Origin of the sequence: Sphingomonas faeni (assembly GCF_024273235.1) — a bacterium.
GTDB lineage: Bacteria > Pseudomonadota > Alphaproteobacteria > Sphingomonadales > Sphingomonadaceae > Sphingomonas > Sphingomonas faeni_A.
Map to the genome: position 1 here is coordinate 55904 of NZ_JANBVH010000021.1, position 16996 is coordinate 72899.

Below are 16996 nucleotides of genomic sequence, written 5' to 3' on the forward strand. Positions count from 1 at the left end.
TATTTCAACCGTGGAGCGCGGCGACCCCCGGGAGGGTCTTGCCCTCCATCCATTCCAGGAACGCGCCGCCTGCGGTCGAGACAAAGGTGAAGGCGTCCGCCACGCCGGCGTGGTTGAGCGCCGCGACCGTATCGCCGCCGCCGGCGACCGAGACGAGCGAGCCGCCCTCGGTCAGGGCCGCTGCCGTCTTGGCGAGCGCGACGGTGGCCTTGTCGAACGGTGGCGTCTCGAAGGCGCCGAGCGGGCCGTTCCAGACCAAAGTGCGGCAGTTCTTGAGGACGTCCCCGAGCGATTCGACCGCGGCCGGGCCGACGTCGAGGATCATCTCGTCGGCGGCGACTTCGTGGACGTTGACGGTGCGCGTGGCGGGGTTCGGCTTGAACTCCTTGGCGACCACCACGTCGTACGGCAGGTGGACGGTGCAGTTGGCCTTGTCCGCGGCTTCCATGATCTGTTCGCAAACGCTTGCAAGCTCATGCTCGCACAGGCTTTTGCCGACGTCGACGCCGCGCGCCGCGAGGAAGGTGTTGGCCATGCCGCCACCGATGATCAGATGATCGACCTTGGTGACGAGGTGACGCAGAACGTCGAGCTTCGACGACACTTTCGCGCCCCCCACGACGGCTGCGACCGGATGCTCGGGCTCACCGAGCGCTTTCTGGAGCGCGTCGAGTTCGGCTTCCATCGCGCGGCCGGCATAGGCTGGCAGGACATGCGCAAGGCCCTCGGTCGAGGCGTGCGCGCGATGTGCGGCGGAGAAGGCGTCGTTGACGTACAGGTCGCCGAGTCGGGCGAAACGCTGGACCACCGCCGGGTCGTTCTTTTCTTCGCCGCCGAAGAAGCGCGTGTTCTCCAGCACCGCGATGTCGCCGGGTTCGAGCATGGCAACGGCGTCATCCGCGCCCTCCCAGTCGATGTAGCGGACTTCGCGACCCAGCACTTCGCTGTACGGCTTCACGACCTGCGACAGCGAGAACTCCGGGCTCGGCACGCCCTTGGGACGGCCGAAATGCGCGAGGACGAGGACGATCGCACCCTTGTCGGCAAGCTCGCCGACGGTCGCGACAGTCGCGCGCAATCGGGTGTCGTCGGTGACATGCCCCTCGGCCATCGGCACGTTCAGGTCTTCGCGGACGAGCACGCGCTTGCCCTGGATGTCGCCGATATCATCTAGCGTCTTGAATGGCTTGGTCATGGTTCTTCGATCCTGATCTCATCACCGACGGCGACGATGCCGCCCATCAAAACTCGGGTACACGCCCCGCCGCGCCAATCGGGCGTCAGCGCGGCGAACAATCCTGGCGCCAGTGCCTCCATGCGTTCGCACGGATCGGTATGGCGCGTCACCTCAAGCACGACGTCCGCACCGATGCGGAGCCGCGTGCCGGGAACTTGCGGGAGGTCGAAGCCGTCGACGAGCAGGTTCGCGCGGCGTTCGTACCACGGGATATCGTGGCCGACCTCGGCCATCGCCGCATCCCAGTCGCCGCGTTCGAGCAGCGTGACCTGGCGCCGACCCTTGCCGCCGGGCTTCACATAGCCGCGGAAATCGCCGTGCAGGCCGGCCTCGACGGTGATCTCGACATGGTCGATGACCTCCATCGGGGCTTTCGCGCGGTGGTGTCGGGCGATCCCGACGATCGTGCCCATCAGCGATCCATCCCAATCCCCGTCACCCCAGCGAAAGCTGGGGTCTCCTCGTTGGCGGGCGTCTCGACCCGAATGGGGAGATCCCAGCTTTCGCTGGGATGACGGTTGTTGTCGGGGCGGAAGCTATAGGAACGCAGCATCCGTCTACCTTAGATGAACTTCGCCATCGCGGTCGCGGTATCAACCATCCGGTTCGAGAAGCCCCATTCGTTATCGTACCAGCTGACGACGCGGACCAGCTTGCCGTCGATCACCGCGGTCTCCAGGCTGTCGATCGTCGATGACGCCGGAGTATGCTGGAGATCAATCGAGACGAGCGGCTCGTCCGACCAGTCGAGCACGCCGACCAACGGGCCGCTCTCGGACGCCGCCTTCAGTACCGCGTTCACCTCTTCGCGCGTCGTGTCGCGCGACGGGGTGAAGGTCAGGTCGATCAGCGAGACGTCCGGCACCGGCACGCGGATCGCCGAACCGTCGAGCTTGCCCTTCAACTCAGGCAGCACTTCGGCGACGGCGCGCGCGGCACCGGTCGTGGTCGGGATCATCGACATCGCCGCAGCACGTGCGCGACGCAGGTCCGGGTGGATCTGGTCGAGGATCTTCTGGTCGTTGGTGTACGCATGCACGGTCGTCATCAGGCCGCGCTCGATGCCGATCGCATCGTTCAGCACCTTGGCGACCGGCGCGAGGCAGTTGGTCGTGCACGACGCGTTCGAGACGATCGTGTGCTCGGCGGTCAGCTTGTCGTGGTTGACGCCGTAGACGACGGTCAGGTCGACATTCTTGCCCGGCGCCGAGATCAGCACCTTCTTGGCACCCGCATCGAGATGCTTCTGGCAGCTCGCCTTGTCGGTGAAGAAGCCGGTGCATTCCAGCACGATGTCGACGCCCAGCTCGGCATGCGGCAGGTTGGCGGGATCGCGCTCGGCAGTGACGCGGATGCGCTTGCCGTCGACGACCAGCTCGTTGCCCTCGGCCGAGACCTCACCCGGATACTTGCCATGCACGCTGTCGCGCTTGAACAGCCACGCGTTCGACTTCGCATCGCCGAGATCGTTGATCGCGACGAGTTCGAGTGCGCCGTTCGACTGTTCGAGGACCGCACGGGCGACGAGACGGCCGATGCGCCCGAAACCGTTGATCGCAACCTTGACCGTCATTGCTGTCTCTCCGCTAACGCCCGCGAGTCCGTTCCGGGCGCGCAGCCTTTGCGGGGCGGTGGGGCGCCCTGTCAACACCGTGGATCGCGGATCGGGGCGGCGAAACCGGCTTGTCGCACACCCCGGCCATGCTATCTCGCATACTATGTCAGATACAATTACCGATGCGCCGACGCCTGTCGACCAAAGCGACGCGCCTACTGCCGTCGAACGGATCGACGCGGCGATCGCCAGGATCGAATCCGCTATCGCTGCGCGCGCCGAAGCTGGCGATGCCCTTGCCAAGCGCCATGCAGCCCTCAAGGCGCGTATGGCCGAAGCCGTCGCCGCGCTCGACGACGTCATTACGCGTGGGAGCCCCAACTGATGGCCCAGGTCATGCTCGATATCGGCGGCCGGCCGCATGCCGTCGCCTGCCGTGACGGCGAAGAGTCGCGTGTCCGCTTGCTGGGCGCGATGGTTTCCGAACGCTGGGCCACCGCGGACCGCGCGGCAGGCGGGCTCAGCGCCGAGCGCGCGATGCTGTTCGTCGCGCTGATGCTCGCCGACGACCTCGACGAAGCAGCCCATCGCCCACCCGAAGGATCCGCCGTCAGCGAAATCGCGCTTACCCGGATCGCAGATCGTCTCGAAGGGCTTGCACAAGCTCTTGAGCTTAGCCCCCTTGAGCAAAGCGGGCCGAACGCCTAGATTGGGCGTGGCGGGTTCTGCCCGGTGCGAGCCTTTATTATCCCTGAGGCTATTCATCATCCATAGGGGGCTGTCCCTGTTAGGATCCTGGTCCGAAGCATATGGTCCCCACCTGACGTACCGTGCGTCAGTGGATAACCCGGCACACGGCCATGGTGGGCCCGCCACATCACCATCTTTCGAGGTTGCCTGCGCATGACCGGCAAGAATGCGCTGCGAGCCTCGCTCCGCGCCGCGCGGGAAGCGCAACCACGTGTGGAAATCCCGGTCCCGTCGGCGTTCGTGGCGCGATTGAAGCCCGGACTGACGGTCGCGTCCTATGTTCCGTTCGGCGGCGAGGCCGATCCGTCACCGTTCGCACGCGCTGCCGTCGACGCCGGCTGCGTGATCGCCCTGCCCCATGTCGTGCGTCGATCGCTGCCGATGCGGTTCCTGTCGTGGGAAACCGAGGCTGCACTGATCGCCGGGCCGTTCGGGTTGCACCAGCCGGCCGAGGACGCGGCCGAGCTCGAACCCGACATCATCCTGACCCCGCTCGTCGGGTTCGATCGCGGCGGCAATCGAATCGGCCAGGGCGCCGGCTATTACGACCGCGCCTTCCTCGCGCACCCGAATGCGTGGCGCGTCGGCATTGCGCTGTCGGTGCAACAGGTGGATACCCTGACCCCAGACCCGTGGGACGTCCCGCTCCAAGCCATCGCCACCGAACTCGAATGGATCACGCCATGACGCCAACCTGGCGCAAGCCCGTCGGGATGCTCGGCATCCTGCTCCTGATCCTGATGTGGTGCGTGGCGATCGTGAGCTTGTCGAACATCGTCGGCAGCTGGCACTGGCTGGCGCAACTCGTGTTCTACGTGTTCACCGGCCTGGTCTGGATCGCACCGCTGAAGCCGGTGCTGCGGTGGATGGAAATCGGGCGGTAAGGAGGTATTTTCCTTGCCCCTCCCCCGTTCGTCCTGAGTAGCTATTGAGTAGCCGCGCAGCGGCGTATCGAGAGGGCGTATCGAAGGACAGGTTGGCGCGCGGAACCCATGCTTCGATACGAGCCCTCGATACGCTCCTGACGGAGCTACTCGGTCTCTACTCAGCACGAACGGTTTGGGGGGAGATAGTCCTACCTGACAGCAGGATTGGATGCTCGCAGCACGCAAAAATCTTTAAGGGTCTCGGCCACCCTCTAGGGTGGCGCGAGTGACGGGACTCGAACCCGCGACCTCCGGCGTGACAGGCCGGCGCTCTAACCAACTGAGCTACACCCGCATTCCCAATGACGAACCCTAGCGCCCCGAAGGACACAGCGGAAGGCTCGTCAAAACCTTGACACAATCTCGAACCATCTACCCGGTCAGGGCAAACGATGGCGCGAGTGACGGGACTCGAACCCGCGACCTCCGGCGTGACAGGCCGGCGCTCTAACCAACTGAGCTACACCCGCTGAAACAGCGTGGAGGCGGCAACTAGGCGAGGGTTCGGATACCGTCAACCCAAATTATCCGCCGGTTTCACGTTGTGCCTCGGGCGGATCGCCGCGACGGCGATTTCGACCCGCCTTGGGCTGCACCAAGGTGCCGTGCTCGAACAGGAAACCGGCGATATCGGGCTTGCCAGCGGCCTTCACGACCGTCTGGATGATGATCAGCAGCGGCACCGCCAGCAACGCGCCCGACGTGCCCCACACCCACCCCCAGAAGCTCAGCGAGATCAGGATCAGCAACGGGCTGATCGTCAGCCGGTGGCCGACGACGAACGGCGTGATCGCGTTCGCCTCGACCAGGTGCAGCCCGTACATCAGCGCCGGCGGCAGCATCGCCATCCAGATGTCGGAGAACGTCATCAGCCCGCCCAGCGCGAGCAGGAACGCGCCGATCACCGGCCCGAAATACGGGATGTAATTGAGCAGCGCGACGATCCCGCCCCACATCGCCGGATACGGCATGCCGATGAACCACAGCGCCACCCCGGTGACGATCCCGAGCATGATATTGATCAGCGTGATCGTGCCGAGATACGCGGACACGTCGTCGACGATGTCCTGGATCACCCGCGCCGTCGCCATCGCCCCGTCGAAGCTGGTCCGCCCGGTGATCGTCTGCCGCCGCATCCGCGTCCAGCCGGACAGGAAGAAGAACACGATCAGCACCCCGAACAGGAACTGCACGATGACCGCCGGCGCCGACGTCGCGGCAAGTTCGAGGATCGATCCCGGCGCGGCGACGCCAGCGGTCGCCGGCTGCTTGATCGGCGTCGACGCGACCTGCCGCAGCGTCTTGTTCACGTATTTCTCGAGGCTCGAATAGAGATCGAGCAGCGGCGCGAGATTGCTCTGGATCCGGTCCAGCCGGGTCGGCAGCAGACGGAAGAAATCGGTCGCCGGCACCAGGATCGCGGCGATCGCGATGTTCGCGGCGATCAGGAACACGAGGATGCAGAGGATCGCGGCAAGCGGTGACGGCACATGGCGCCGCTCGAGCCACTCCAGCACCGGCACGAGCGCGACGGAGATCACGAGCGCGATCGTGAGCGGGAGAAAGAACTCGGCGCCGGATTTCAGCGCGAACGGGATGGCGAGGATCAGCCCGACCCCAGCCGTCAGCGTCAGCGCTGCCAGCAACCGGTCGCGACGCTGCGCGATCCGCATCGCATCCTCGACCCCGACGGCGATCGGCAGCCCGAACGCACTTTCGGCCGGTGGACCTTCCGCAACGGCGGCGCCCTCGCCTGGCGGCCGGTTCGTTTCGTGGCGAAGACCCTCATCCGTCATGGCAATTCCTTTGTTCCTCCATCCCGTAATCGTGGCTAGCATTCAAGCATGCCGAACGACGCCACCGATCTAATTCTCGTCATCGACGAGGGGACCACATCCACCCGTGCCATGCTGTTCGCGACCGGTGGCCGCTGCATCGCCAGCGAGGCCCGTACGCTCGACCAGTCCTATCCGCGGCCGGGCTGGGTCGAGCACGACGCCGCCGAAATCTGGCGCAAAACGCTTCGCGCGACCGCCGCGATGGTCGCGCAGGCGGGCGGCGCGCACCGGATCGCGGGAATCGGCATCACCAACCAGCGCGAGACGATCGTCTTCTGGGACCGCGAAACCGGCGAGCCGCTGGCGCCGGCGATCGTCTGGCAGGACCGACGCACCGCCGCGATCTGCCGCGATCTCCGCGAGCAGGGCCATGAGGCAGAGGTTCAGGCCAAGACCGGCCTGTTGCTCGATCCGTATTTCTCCGCGTCGAAGATCGGCTGGGCGATGCGGGAGTGGCCGCAACTGGCCGCCGCCGGCACGCGGCTCGCGATCGGCACGGTGGACAGCTGGCTGATCTGGAAGCTGACCGGCGGGCTGCACGTGACGGACGCGACCAACGCCTCGCGCACCGCGTTGATGGACGTGCACAGCGGGCAGTGGGACGACGACCTCTGCGCGCTGTTCGGCGTGCCACGCGCGGCGCTGCCCGAGATCGTCGATTGCGCAGGCCGATTCGGCGAGACGACCGCGTTCGGCGCGGCGATCCCGATCTGCGGTATCGCCGGCGACCAGCAGGCCGCGGCGATCGGCCAGGCCTGCCTTGCACCCGGCCAGACCAAGGCGACGTTCGGGACGGGCGCATTCATCCTGACGCATGCCGGCGCGACGCCACCGACATCGGGCCACCGGATGTTGTCGACCGTCGCGTGGCAATTGGGCGGCGAACGGGCTTATGCGCTGGAGGGATCGGTGTTCGTCGCCGGCAGCCTCGTACAGTGGCTCCGCGATACGCTCGGTCTGATCGGGACCGCCGCGGAGACCGAGACGCTCGCGCGGAGCGTGCCGGACAATGGCGGCGTGTACCTCGTACCGGCGCTCAGCGGTCTGGGCGCGCCATGGTGGGAGCCCGACGCACGGGCGAGTATCTCGGGACTGAGCTTCGCGACCGGCAAGGCGCATGTGGCGCGCGCGGCGCTGGAGGCGATGGCGTACCAGGCGCACGACCTGAAGACCGCCTTCGCCGCCGACGGCATCGACTGGCAATCCTTGCGGATCGACGGCGGCATGGTCGCCAACGACTGGATGGCGCAGGACATGGCGGACCTGCTCGGGATCGAAGTCGAGCGGCCGAGATTCGCGGAGACGACCGCGCTGGGGGCTGCGATGCTCGCGGGCGTCGGCGCGGGGCTGTTCGCAGGGCTTGAGGAGGCGACGGCGATGCGCGGCGATGTCGAGACGTTCACGCCATCACTGGGAGAGGACGAGCGGCAGGCGAGACTGGCAGGGTGGAAGACGGCCGTGGATGTGGTGGTGGCTGCCGGCCGATCTTGAAAGGCAAGCGTGCTCTCCTCCCGTTTACGCCACGCCGGAAGGAATATGGGGAAACCGACCCACCCCCTGCCCCTCCCTTTCAGGGAGGGGGGAAGAAGGTTTACGCCGTCACGCCGGCCTGATCCTCGAACGACACCTGAAAGTCTTCCTCAGACCTCGCCACTCGCTCCGCCCGAGAACGTCTCGTGCAGGACCGCGACCAGTGCCTGGAGCGCAACATGCCCCCCTCCCTGAAAGAGAGGGGTTGGGGGTGGGTCGGCCGGTTTGGGGCACGACGGTTCGGATATGTGGCAACCGACCCACCGCGCCGCCCCCCCCACGGGCCGCAAGAAAGCTCTACCCCATCATCCCGACCCGATCCTCGAACAGCACCTGCAGGTCCTTCTTCAGGATCTTCCCGTTCGCATTCCGCGGCAACGTCTCGTGCACGAAGCGCACCGCCACCGGGGTCTTGAACGCCGCGAGATGCCGCCGCACCCAGCCCTGCAACTCCGCCTCGGTCGTCACCGCGCCCGGCGCGAGGTGCACCACCGCCGCGGGCTCCTCGCCGAGGATCCGGTGCGGGATGCCGATCAGTGCCGCGTCGGTCACCGCGGGGTGCGCGTAGAGGACGTTCTCGACCTCGCTCGAATAGATGTTCTCGCCGCCGCGGATGATCATGTCCTTGGCGCGGTCGACGATGTAGCAGAACCCCTCCTCGTCGAGCCGTGCGAGGTCGCCTGTCCGCACCCAGCCGTCGATGAAGGTCGATGCGGTCGCGTCGGGCTTGTTCCAATAGCCCTTCACGATCATCGGCCCGCGCGCCCAGAGTTCGCCGACCTCGCCCACAGCCATCTCGGTCACGCCGTCGTCCGCCATGATCTTCAGGTCGGCGGCGGCGACCGGCGGCCCTGCGCTGGTCGGCCGGTTGAGGTAATCCTCGGCCCCGTGATGCGTGACGGTCGCCATCGTCTCGGTCATGCCCCAGCCATTGCCGGGCATCGCGCCGAACTCGGCATGGATGCGTTTCACCAGCTCAGGCGCAGCCGGGGCGCCGCCATAGGCGATCGATTCGAGCGACGAGAGATCGTATTTCGCGCGGTCCGGATGCTCGAGCAACTGCCACGCGATGGTCGGCACGCCGCCAGTGACGTTCACCTTCTCGCGCTCGATGATCTCCATTGCGCGGATCGTGTCCCATTTTCGCATGAAGATCATCGTGCTGCCGGTCGCGATCACGCCCATCATGCCCGCCGAGCACGCCGTGACGTGGAAAAGTGGAATCACGGTCAGCGTCACCCGCGGCGTCGGCTCGGGTGGTGCCTCGCCGCGGCGCAGGAACGAGCGCGCCGACGAATAGCCGCCCGACAGGATGTTCGACATCATGTTACGGTGCGTGCCGAGCGCCCCCTTCGGCGCGCCGGTGGTGCCGCTGGTGTAGAAGATCGTCGCATCGTCGTCGGGCGCGATCGTCGCCTCGGGCAGGCCGATATCGGGCAACGCCGCCCAGTCGTGCGGCGTGCCGATCACGTCCTCCAGCCGCGTCACGATCCCCGTCAGCGGTTCTGCGGCACGCGCCACGAACACGTGCTCCAGCGCCGGCAGCGTCGCATACGCCGCCTCCAGCCGGTGGTGCCGCTCGTCGTCGGTGATCAGCACGCGCGCGCCCGAATCGGCTAGGCCGTATTCCATCTCCGCGCCGGTCCACCACGCGTTGAGCGGCACCATGATCGCCCCGATGCTCGCGCCTGCAAAGAACGCGACCGGCCATTCGGGCAGGTTGCGCATCGCCAGCGCGACGCGGTCGCCGGGACCGATCCCCATCTCGCGCAACCGGTGTGCCAGTACCGCGATCGCGCGAAAGTTCGCCTCGTAGGTGACTCGCTCGTCCTCATACGCCGTGAACACCCGGTCGCCATGCGCGCGTGCCGCCTCGGCCAGCCAGCGCAACGACGGCGGTGCGTTCTTCCAGATGCGCGTCGCGATGCCGTCGATCGTGATCGTCTCCATCTCGAATTTCGCGCCGGGCGCGGTCAGCATTCGCTCGGCATCGGCGAGCGACATCGCCGGCCAGGAGGGATCGAGTGCGATGATCGGTTCGCTTGCCAAGACCGGTTGACTCCAGAGTTGAATTTCGGGTTTGGCTTATCGCCTGTTCGAAGACAGGTTATAGTTGATTCCTGCCGCACTCAAGGCAATAGAGGCAACAAGTTCGAACTAGGGGTATGGAGCGGGTGATGGCGGGAACGGTCGAATCATGAAAATCGCTAAGCCTGCAACGCATGGCTTCGACGCGAGCCGGTTGGCAGCGATCGATACGCTGCTCCAGACCCGCTACATCGATTCGGGCAAGCTCCCGAACGCGCAACTGTTGATCGCGCGCGACGGCGAGATCGTCCATTTCTCCCATGCGGGCGCGGCGCGTGAGGGCGGCAAGGCGATCGACGAGGGATCGCTGTTCCGGATCGCTTCGATGACCAAGCCGATCACCTCGGTCGCATTCATGATGCTGGTCGAGCAGGGTCTCGTCGCGGTCGATACGCCGGTCCATCACGTGCTCCCCGAGTTCAAGGATATCGGCGTCTATGACGGCGGCGGTGGCGGGGTGCCGTTCGTGACCAAGCCGACCGCCGAGCCGATGCGGATGGTCGACCTTCTCCGCCACACCTCGGGGCTGACGTATAGCTTCCAGAACCGTTCGAACGTCGATGCCGCCTATCGCGAGGGGAAGATCGAGAGCTGGCACGGCGGGTATGACCTCGACGGCTTCATCGGCGCGCTCGCGAAGATCCCGCTCGAATTTTCGCCCGGCACTGCGTGGAATTATTCGGTCGCGACCGACGTGCTCGGCGCGGTCGTGCAGCGCGTGTCGGGCCTTCCGCTCGACCAGTTCTTCAAGGACCGGATCTTCGCGCCGCTGAAGATGAAAGATACGTTCTTCCAGGTTCCCAAGGGCAAGCTCGATCGCCTCACCGACTGCTACACGCTGGTCGCCGGTAAAGGCCGCGTGATGTACGATCGCGGTGCCGAGAGTGCGTGGAGCCGCGCGCCGAAACTTCTGTCCGGCGGCGGCGGACTCGTTTCGACCGCGCTCGATTACCACCGGTTCAACACCATGCTGCTCAATGGCGGCGAACTCGATGGCGCGCGCATCCTCGGGCGGAAGACGCTCGACCTGATGACGCAGAACCACCTGCCCGGAAAATCCGATCTCGCGACGATGTCGAAGTCGTTGTTCAGCGAGGCGTCGAACGCGGGCACCGGGTTCGGGCTCGGATTCGCGATCACCGACGACGTCGCCAAGACGATGGTGCCGGGGTCGAAGGGCGAATTCTACTGGGGCGGGATGTTCTCGACCGCGTTCTTCGTCGATCCCGTCGAGCGCGTGTCGATGGTGTTCATGACGCAGCTTTCGCCGAGCAGTTTCTATCCCATCCGCCGCGAGCTGAAGACGATGATCTACGCCGCGATGACCTGATCAATCGAGTGGCCAGCCCCAGCCAAACCTTCCCCGTCACCCCAGCGAAAGCTGGGGTCTCCCGATTACGAGGAGATATCAGCTTCCGCTGGCATGACGTTAAAAAGACAGGAGAATTCACGTGACATCCCCGACGAACACCAGCCCGATCCGCACCGAACGCCATGACGACGTCCTCGTCATCATCTCGAACAACCCGCCCGTCAACGCGCTCGGCGCCGCGGTCCGCCAGGGGCTCGAAGCCGCGATCAAGGAAGGCGTCAAGGACGACAGCATCACCGCGATGGTGATCCGCTGCGACGGCCGCACGTTCTTCGCAGGCGCCGACATCACAGAGTTCGGCAAGGAAATGGTCGAGCCCGGCCTGCCGACCGTGGTCGACATGATCGAGGCCTCCTCGAAGCCCGTCGTCGCGGCGATCCACGGCACCGCGCTCGGCGGCGGCTGCGAGGTCACGCTCGGCTGCCATTACCGCGTCGCCGTCCCCTCGGCGAAGATCGGTACGCCTGAAGTTAAGCTCGGCCTGCTCCCCGGCGCGGGTGGCACGCAGCGTATCCCGCGCATCGCCGGCGTGAAGCTCGCGCTGGAAATGACCGCGAAGGGCGATCCGATCTCGGCAAAGAAGGCGCTCGACGCCGGCCTGATCGACAAGATCGTCGGTGAGGATTCGCTTGAGGCGGACGCGGTCGCCTTCGCGCGCGAGATCGCCACCAAGCGCCCCCTGCCCCGCGCGTCCGAGAAGACCGCGCAGGCCGATCCGGATGCGGTCGCCGCGTTCAAGAAGGAGAATGCACGCCGCTTCCGCAACTTCGACGCGCCGGCCGCCAACATCGCCTGCGTCGAGAAGGCTGCGGACGGCTCCAGCTTCGAGGAGGGCATCGCCTTCGAACGCCAGGAATTCATGAAGCTGATGACCGGCGTGCAGTCCGCCGCGCAACGTCACATCTTCTTCGCCGAGCGCCAGGCGGCGAAGATCGATGACGTCCCCGCCGACACCAAGCTGCGCGAGATCAAGCGCGTCGGCGTGATCGGCGCGGGCACGATGGGCGGCGGCATCTCGATGAACTTCCTGTCGGCGGGCATCCCCGTCACGATCGTCGAGATGCAGCAGGAGGCGCTCGACCGCGGCACCGGCGTCGTGCGGAAGAATTACGAGGCGACCGCTGCCAAGGGCCGGATCAAGCCTGAGCAGGTAGAACAGGCGATGGGCGCGCTGAAGCCGACGCTCGACTTCGCCGATCTCGCCGAGTGCGACCTGATCATCGAGGCGGTGTACGAGACGATGGAGGTGAAGAAGGAGATCTTCACCAAGCTCGACGCGATCGCCAAACCGGGCGCGATCCTCGCGTCGAATACATCGTACCTGAACATCGACGAGATCGCGACGTGCACCAAGCGGCCCGAGGACGTCGTCGGGATGCACTTCTTCTCGCCCGCCAACGTGATGAAATTGCTGGAGGTCGTACGCGGCGACAAGACCGCGGACGACGTGCTGGCGACGATTATGGCGCTGGCGAAGAAGATCAAGAAGGTGGCCGTGGTGGCTGGCGTCACCTACGGGTTCATCGGCAACCGCATGCTGATGCCGCGGCAGGTCGAGGCGACCAAGCTGCTGCTGGAGGGCGCGAGCCCCGAGCAGATCGACAAGGTCCATGTCGCGTTCGGCATGCCGATGGGGCCGTTCCAGATGAGCGATCTCGCCGGCGTCGACATCGGCTGGCACCGCGACCCGAGCCGGATCGAGAACATCCGCGATGCGCTGGCGGCGGAGAACCGCTGGGGCCAGAAGACCAAGGCGGGCTTCTACGATTACGACGAGAAGCGCACGCCGTCGAACTCGCCCCGCGTGGCCGAGATCATCGACGATTTCCGCAAGAAGTCGGGCGTGACGCCGCGCGAGATCAGCGACGAGGAGATCGTCGTTCGGACGCTGTACACAATGGTCAACGAGGGCGCGCTGATCCTCGAAGAGGGCAAGGCACAGCGCGCGTCGGACGTCGATGTGGTCTGGATCTACGGATACGGCTGGCCAGTGTACCGCGGCGGCCCGATGTTCTGGGCGCAGTCGGAAGGCCTGGCGAAGGTCGTCGCGGGGCTGGAGAAATACGGGTTTACCGTTGCCAAGTCGTTGAAGGATGCAGCCGCAACCGGCGGTAAGATCAAGTAACTTTCACCGAACCACGCCCCCCCCCAATCCGTCATCCCAGCGAACGCTGGGATCTCCCCTTCGGGTCGCAGCGACCGCCAACGGGGATACCCCAGCTTTCGCTGGGGTGACGGGTAGTGAGGGGAGCGGTGAGACGAGATGACGACAGAGAACAGAGGACAGGATGCGCTCATGACCGACCTCGACACCTTCCGTACCGAAACCCGCGCATGGCTCGCGGAGAACTGCCCGCCCGAAATGCGCAAGCCGGTGCGCTCGGAGGACGACGTCTGCTGGGGCGGACGCCAGTTCAAGCCTTCGAGCCCTGCGCAAAAGGAGTGGCTCGACAAGATGGCGGCCAAGGGCTGGACGGTGCCCGACTGGCCCAAAGCCTATGGCGGTGGGGGCCTGTCGCCGGCCGAGACCAAGATCCTGCGCGAAGAGATGGCGGCGATAAAGGCGCGTAACCCGCTCAATTCGTTCGGAATATCGATGCTCGGGCCAGCCCTGCTGAAATACGGCACCGAAGAGCAGAAGCTCGATCACCTGACCAAGATCGCGCGCGGCGAGATCCGCTGGTGCCAGGGCTATTCCGAGCCGAACGCCGGCTCCGACCTTGCCGGGCTCGCGACCTCCGCCGAAGACAAGGGCGACCATTATCTCGTCAACGGGCAGAAGGTGTGGACGTCCTATGCCGACAAGGCCGACTGGATCTTCTGTCTCGTCCGCACCGACAAGACCTCGAAGCAGGGCGGGATCAGCTTCGTGCTGTTCGACATGGCGTCGCCCGGGGTGTCGACCAAGCCGATCCTGCTGATCAGCGGCAATTCGCCGTTCTGCGAAACCTTCTTCGACAATGTGAAGGTGCCCAAGGTCAACCGCGTCTACGAGGAGAACAAGGGCTGGGACGTCGCGAAATACCTGCTCGGCCATGAGCGCGAGATGATCTCGGGCATGGGGCTCGCGTCGAGCGGCGGCAACCCGTTGATCGACGGGGCGATCGCGACTGTCGGTCTTGGGCATGACGGGCGGCTGGCCGATCCGTTGCTGCGCGCGTCGATCGCGCTGTTCGAGGTGCGCGCGAAGGCGTTCGGGGCGATGTCCGAGCGGTTCATCGACGAGCTGAAGGCGGGCAAGGCGCATCCGGCGCAGCCGAGCATGATGAAATACTACGGGACCGAGCTGAACAAGGGCCGGTACGAATTGATGATGGCGGCGGGCGGTTCGGATGCGCTCGAATGGGACAGCGAGCGGTCGCGCGGCGGGGCGATCCCGCGGTCGTGGCTGCGGACCAAGGCGAACTCGATCGAGGGCGGGACGAGCGAGATCCAGCTCAACATCATCGCCAAGCGGATCTTGGAATTGCCGGCGTAACGCGCACCCGACCACGCACGTCACCCCAGCGAAAGCTGGGGTCTCCCCGTAACGAACCGCCCCCCTGCCGCACGATACCCCAGCTTTCGCTGGGGTGACGGAGGTCTTCCGGGCGTCGGAGTATTCGAAATGCCACTGTATCTAGACGACGACCAGACCGTCCTTCAGGACACCATTCGCGATTTCGTCGCCGAACACGCGCCGGTCAGCCATATGCGGGCGCTGCGCGATGCCGACGACAAGACCGGCTTCTCGCGCGACCTGTGGAAGCAGTTCGCGGAGATGGGCTTTACCGGCATCCTGATCGGCGAGGACCAAGGCGGGCTCGGGCTCGGCCATGTCGAGGCGGGCGTGGTGCTGGAAGAGATCGGGCGCAACCTGTCGCCTTCGCCGTTCCTGTCCACTGCGGTTGCGGCGGTCGAGGCGCTCAAGGGTACAGGCCAAGCCGAACGCTGGTTCCCGGGTATCATCGCGGGCGAAACCGTCGCAGCGCTGGCGATCGACGAGGGCGCCAAGCACCGCGACACCGTAGCGATGAAGGCCGAACGCTCGGGTAACGGCTTCAAGCTGACCGGCGCGAAGCGGTTCGTCACGCACGGTCACACCGCGGACCTGATCATCGTCGCTGCGCGTACCGGCGGGAGCGACAACGACACGGACGGCGTCACGCTGTTCGCTGTGCCGAAGGATGCTGCCGGGCTGACCGCGAACGCCGAACGTCTCGCGGACTCGAGCCTTGCAGCGCGGCTCGAGTTCGATGGCGTCGAGGTCGATGCGGACGCGGTTATCGGCGAGGTCGATGCCGGCCGGACGCCGCTCGATCGCCTCCTGCGCGCCGGGCGAACCGGAGCATCCGCCGAACTGCTCGGCGTCGGCGGCGGGGCGATGGACATGACGATCGGCTACATGAAGGAGCGCAAGCAGTTCGGGACGCTGATCGGCAGTTTCCAGGCGCTCCAGCACCGCGCCGCGCATCTGTATTCGGAAATGGAGGTCGCGCGCGCCGCCGTGCTCAAGGCGCAGCAACTGCTCGACCACGGCAGCGACCGCGCGGACGAAGCGGTGTCGGTGGCCAAGGCGATGACCGCGCTGGCAACTACGCTCAGCGTCCAGGAGGGCATCCAGATGCACGGCGGCATCGGCATGACCGACGAATACGACATCGGATTCTACATGAAGCGCGCGCGCGTGCTCGCGGAGATGTTCGGGGATGCGAACTTCCACGCGGACAGGCTTGCGGTTGCGGCGGGGTATTGACCAAAACTTGTGTCCCCGCGAAGGCCGGGGACCCAGACTGGGCACCCGCCTTCCCGGGTGAACAAGGAAGTCAGATGACTGCTGAAACTGCCGAAGTAACGCCAGAGAACCTTGCCCAAGGGCTGGTCGATCTGCTCGAAATCGAGGAGGTCGATACCGATCTCTACGTCGGCAAGCGCCAGCCCGGCGGCGTCGGCCGCGTGTTCGGCGGGCAGGTCATCGCGCAGGCGCTCCAGGCAGCACAACGCTCGACCGAAGGCCCCAAGGCCGCGCATTCGCTCCACGCCTACTTCATGCGGCCGGGCAACGAGGACTATCCGATCGTCTACCGCGTCGTCCGCGATTTCGAGGGTCGCAGCTTCGCGACGCGGCGCGTGATCGCGATGCAGAAGGGTCAGCCGATCCTCAACATGGCGGCTTCGTTCCAGATGCCCGAGGAAGGCCTGCATCATCAGGACGCGATGCCCGACGTCCCCGCGCCCGAAACGCTCCGCTCCGACCGCGATCTGCGGCTCGAGAACATCGACGGCATCCCCGAGAAATTCCGCGCGCACATGCTGCGGTGGCGGCCGATCGAGGTGCGCCCGGTCAACCCGCGCAGCTGGATCCATCCGGCCCCGCAGGCGCCCAACTACGCCAACTGGTTCCGCCTGGTCGCGCCGATCGGCGACGATCCGGCGATGCACCGTGCGATCCTCGCTTATGCGTCGGACATGGCGTTGCTCGGCACGGCCCTCCTGCCGCATGGCAAGAACTGGATCACGCCGGGGCTGCAGACCGCGAGCCTCGACCATTCGCTCTGGCTGCACGAGGATTTCCGCGCAGACGACTGGCTGCTCTACGCCTGCGACAGCCCCTGGTCGGGCCACGCCCGCGGCTTCAACCGCGGCAAGATTTTCGCGCGCGACGGCCGGCTGGTCGCCAGCGTCGCGCAGGAAGGGCTGATCCGGATGCGCCAATAAACC

General features: G+C 65.9%; 15 protein-coding genes and 2 tRNA genes. 10 read left to right on the plus strand and 7 right to left on the minus strand.

What is annotated here, in order from left to right; translation table 11 throughout:
• Positions 1-4 precede the first annotated feature (4 nt).
• From NLI89_RS12790 to gap, 3 genes are all read right to left on the minus strand, one after another.
• Positions 5-1195 carry a phosphoglycerate kinase gene (locus tag NLI89_RS12790; RefSeq protein ID WP_254687363.1) on the minus strand — a complete coding sequence of 397 codons (1191 nt, stop codon included), beginning with the start codon at positions 1193-1195 and terminating at the stop codon, positions 5-7.
• Complete coding sequence (locus NLI89_RS12795; RefSeq protein ID WP_254687364.1) at positions 1192-1650, minus strand: MOSC domain-containing protein; 459 nt, start codon at positions 1648-1650, stop codon at positions 1192-1194. Before NLI89_RS12795 ends, NLI89_RS12790 begins: the two co-directional genes overlap by 4 nt.
• Before the next feature lie 149 nt (positions 1651-1799).
• Positions 1800-2810, minus strand: a complete 1011-nt coding sequence (gap, locus tag NLI89_RS12800) for a type I glyceraldehyde-3-phosphate dehydrogenase (RefSeq protein WP_056048489.1) — start codon at positions 2808-2810, stop codon at positions 1800-1802.
• 145 nt (positions 2811-2955) lie between these two features.
• Here gap and NLI89_RS12805 point away from each other — a divergent pair, with 145 nt between their 5' ends.
• The 4 genes from NLI89_RS12805 to NLI89_RS12820 all read left to right on the plus strand — a co-directional run bounded on the left by NLI89_RS12805 (position 2956) and on the right by NLI89_RS12820 (position 4426).
• Positions 2956-3177, plus strand: a complete 222-nt coding sequence (locus NLI89_RS12805; protein ID WP_254687365.1) for a hypothetical protein — start codon at positions 2956-2958, stop codon at positions 3175-3177.
• Positions 3178-3188: 11 nt separating this feature from the next.
• The gene (locus NLI89_RS12810; protein WP_254687366.1) at positions 3189-3500 is read left to right on the plus strand and encodes a cell division protein ZapA; all 312 of its coding nucleotides are present in this window, start codon (positions 3189-3191) and stop codon (positions 3498-3500) included.
• Between the two features lie 195 nt (positions 3501-3695).
• The gene (locus tag NLI89_RS12815; protein ID WP_254687367.1) at positions 3696-4229 is read left to right on the plus strand and encodes a 5-formyltetrahydrofolate cyclo-ligase; all 534 of its coding nucleotides are present in this window, start codon (positions 3696-3698) and stop codon (positions 4227-4229) included.
• Positions 4226-4426 carry a DUF2842 domain-containing protein gene (locus NLI89_RS12820; protein ID WP_254687368.1) on the plus strand — a complete coding sequence of 67 codons (201 nt, stop codon included), beginning with the start codon at positions 4226-4228 and terminating at the stop codon, positions 4424-4426. The genes NLI89_RS12815 and NLI89_RS12820 overlap by 4 nt, the downstream gene beginning before the upstream one ends.
• A gap of 260 nt (positions 4427-4686) precedes the next feature.
• Here the strand turns inward: NLI89_RS12820 and NLI89_RS12825 are convergent.
• The 3 genes from NLI89_RS12825 to NLI89_RS12835 all read right to left on the minus strand — a co-directional run bounded on the left by NLI89_RS12825 (position 4687) and on the right by NLI89_RS12835 (position 6141).
• Positions 4687-4763 (minus strand) — tRNA-Asp (locus NLI89_RS12825).
• Positions 4764-4861: 98 nt separating this feature from the next.
• Positions 4862-4938 (minus strand) — tRNA-Asp (locus tag NLI89_RS12830).
• 54 nt (positions 4939-4992) lie between these two features.
• Positions 4993-6141 (minus strand): AI-2E family transporter, encoded by a 1149-nt coding sequence (locus NLI89_RS12835; protein ID WP_254687385.1) that lies wholly within the window; start codon positions 6139-6141, stop codon positions 4993-4995.
• 171 nt (positions 6142-6312) lie between these two features.
• On the opposite strand from NLI89_RS12835, the gene glpK reads away from it, so the two are divergent.
• A complete protein-coding gene (gene glpK, locus NLI89_RS12840) occupies positions 6313-7797 on the plus strand; it encodes a glycerol kinase GlpK (protein ID WP_254687369.1) in 1485 nt (494 codons plus the stop codon).
• Positions 7798-8133: 336 nt separating this feature from the next.
• Here glpK and NLI89_RS12845 read toward each other — a convergent pair whose 3' ends face one another.
• Positions 8134-9840, minus strand: a complete 1707-nt coding sequence (locus tag NLI89_RS12845) for a class I adenylate-forming enzyme family protein (RefSeq protein WP_254687386.1) — start codon at positions 9838-9840, stop codon at positions 8134-8136.
• Positions 9841-10033: 193 nt separating this feature from the next.
• On the opposite strand from NLI89_RS12845, the gene NLI89_RS12850 reads away from it, so the two are divergent.
• From NLI89_RS12850 to NLI89_RS12870, 5 genes are all read left to right on the plus strand, one after another.
• Positions 10034-11254, plus strand: coding sequence for a serine hydrolase domain-containing protein (locus NLI89_RS12850; protein WP_254687370.1), 1221 nt, complete (start codon positions 10034-10036; stop codon positions 11252-11254).
• Positions 11255-11375: 121 nt separating this feature from the next.
• On the plus strand, positions 11376-13421 hold the full coding sequence (locus NLI89_RS12855; protein ID WP_254687371.1) for a 3-hydroxyacyl-CoA dehydrogenase NAD-binding domain-containing protein: 2046 nt from the start codon (positions 11376-11378) through the stop codon (positions 13419-13421).
• Between the two features lie 171 nt (positions 13422-13592).
• A complete protein-coding gene (locus NLI89_RS12860; protein WP_254687372.1) occupies positions 13593-14774 on the plus strand; it encodes an acyl-CoA dehydrogenase family protein in 1182 nt (393 codons plus the stop codon).
• A 129-nt stretch (positions 14775-14903) separates the two neighbouring features.
• A complete protein-coding gene (locus NLI89_RS12865) occupies positions 14904-16031 on the plus strand; it encodes an acyl-CoA dehydrogenase family protein (protein ID WP_254687373.1) in 1128 nt (375 codons plus the stop codon).
• Positions 16032-16105: 74 nt separating this feature from the next.
• Positions 16106-16993, plus strand: coding sequence for an acyl-CoA thioesterase (locus NLI89_RS12870; protein ID WP_254687374.1), 888 nt, complete (start codon positions 16106-16108; stop codon positions 16991-16993).
• Positions 16994-16996: the final 3 nt, after the last annotated feature.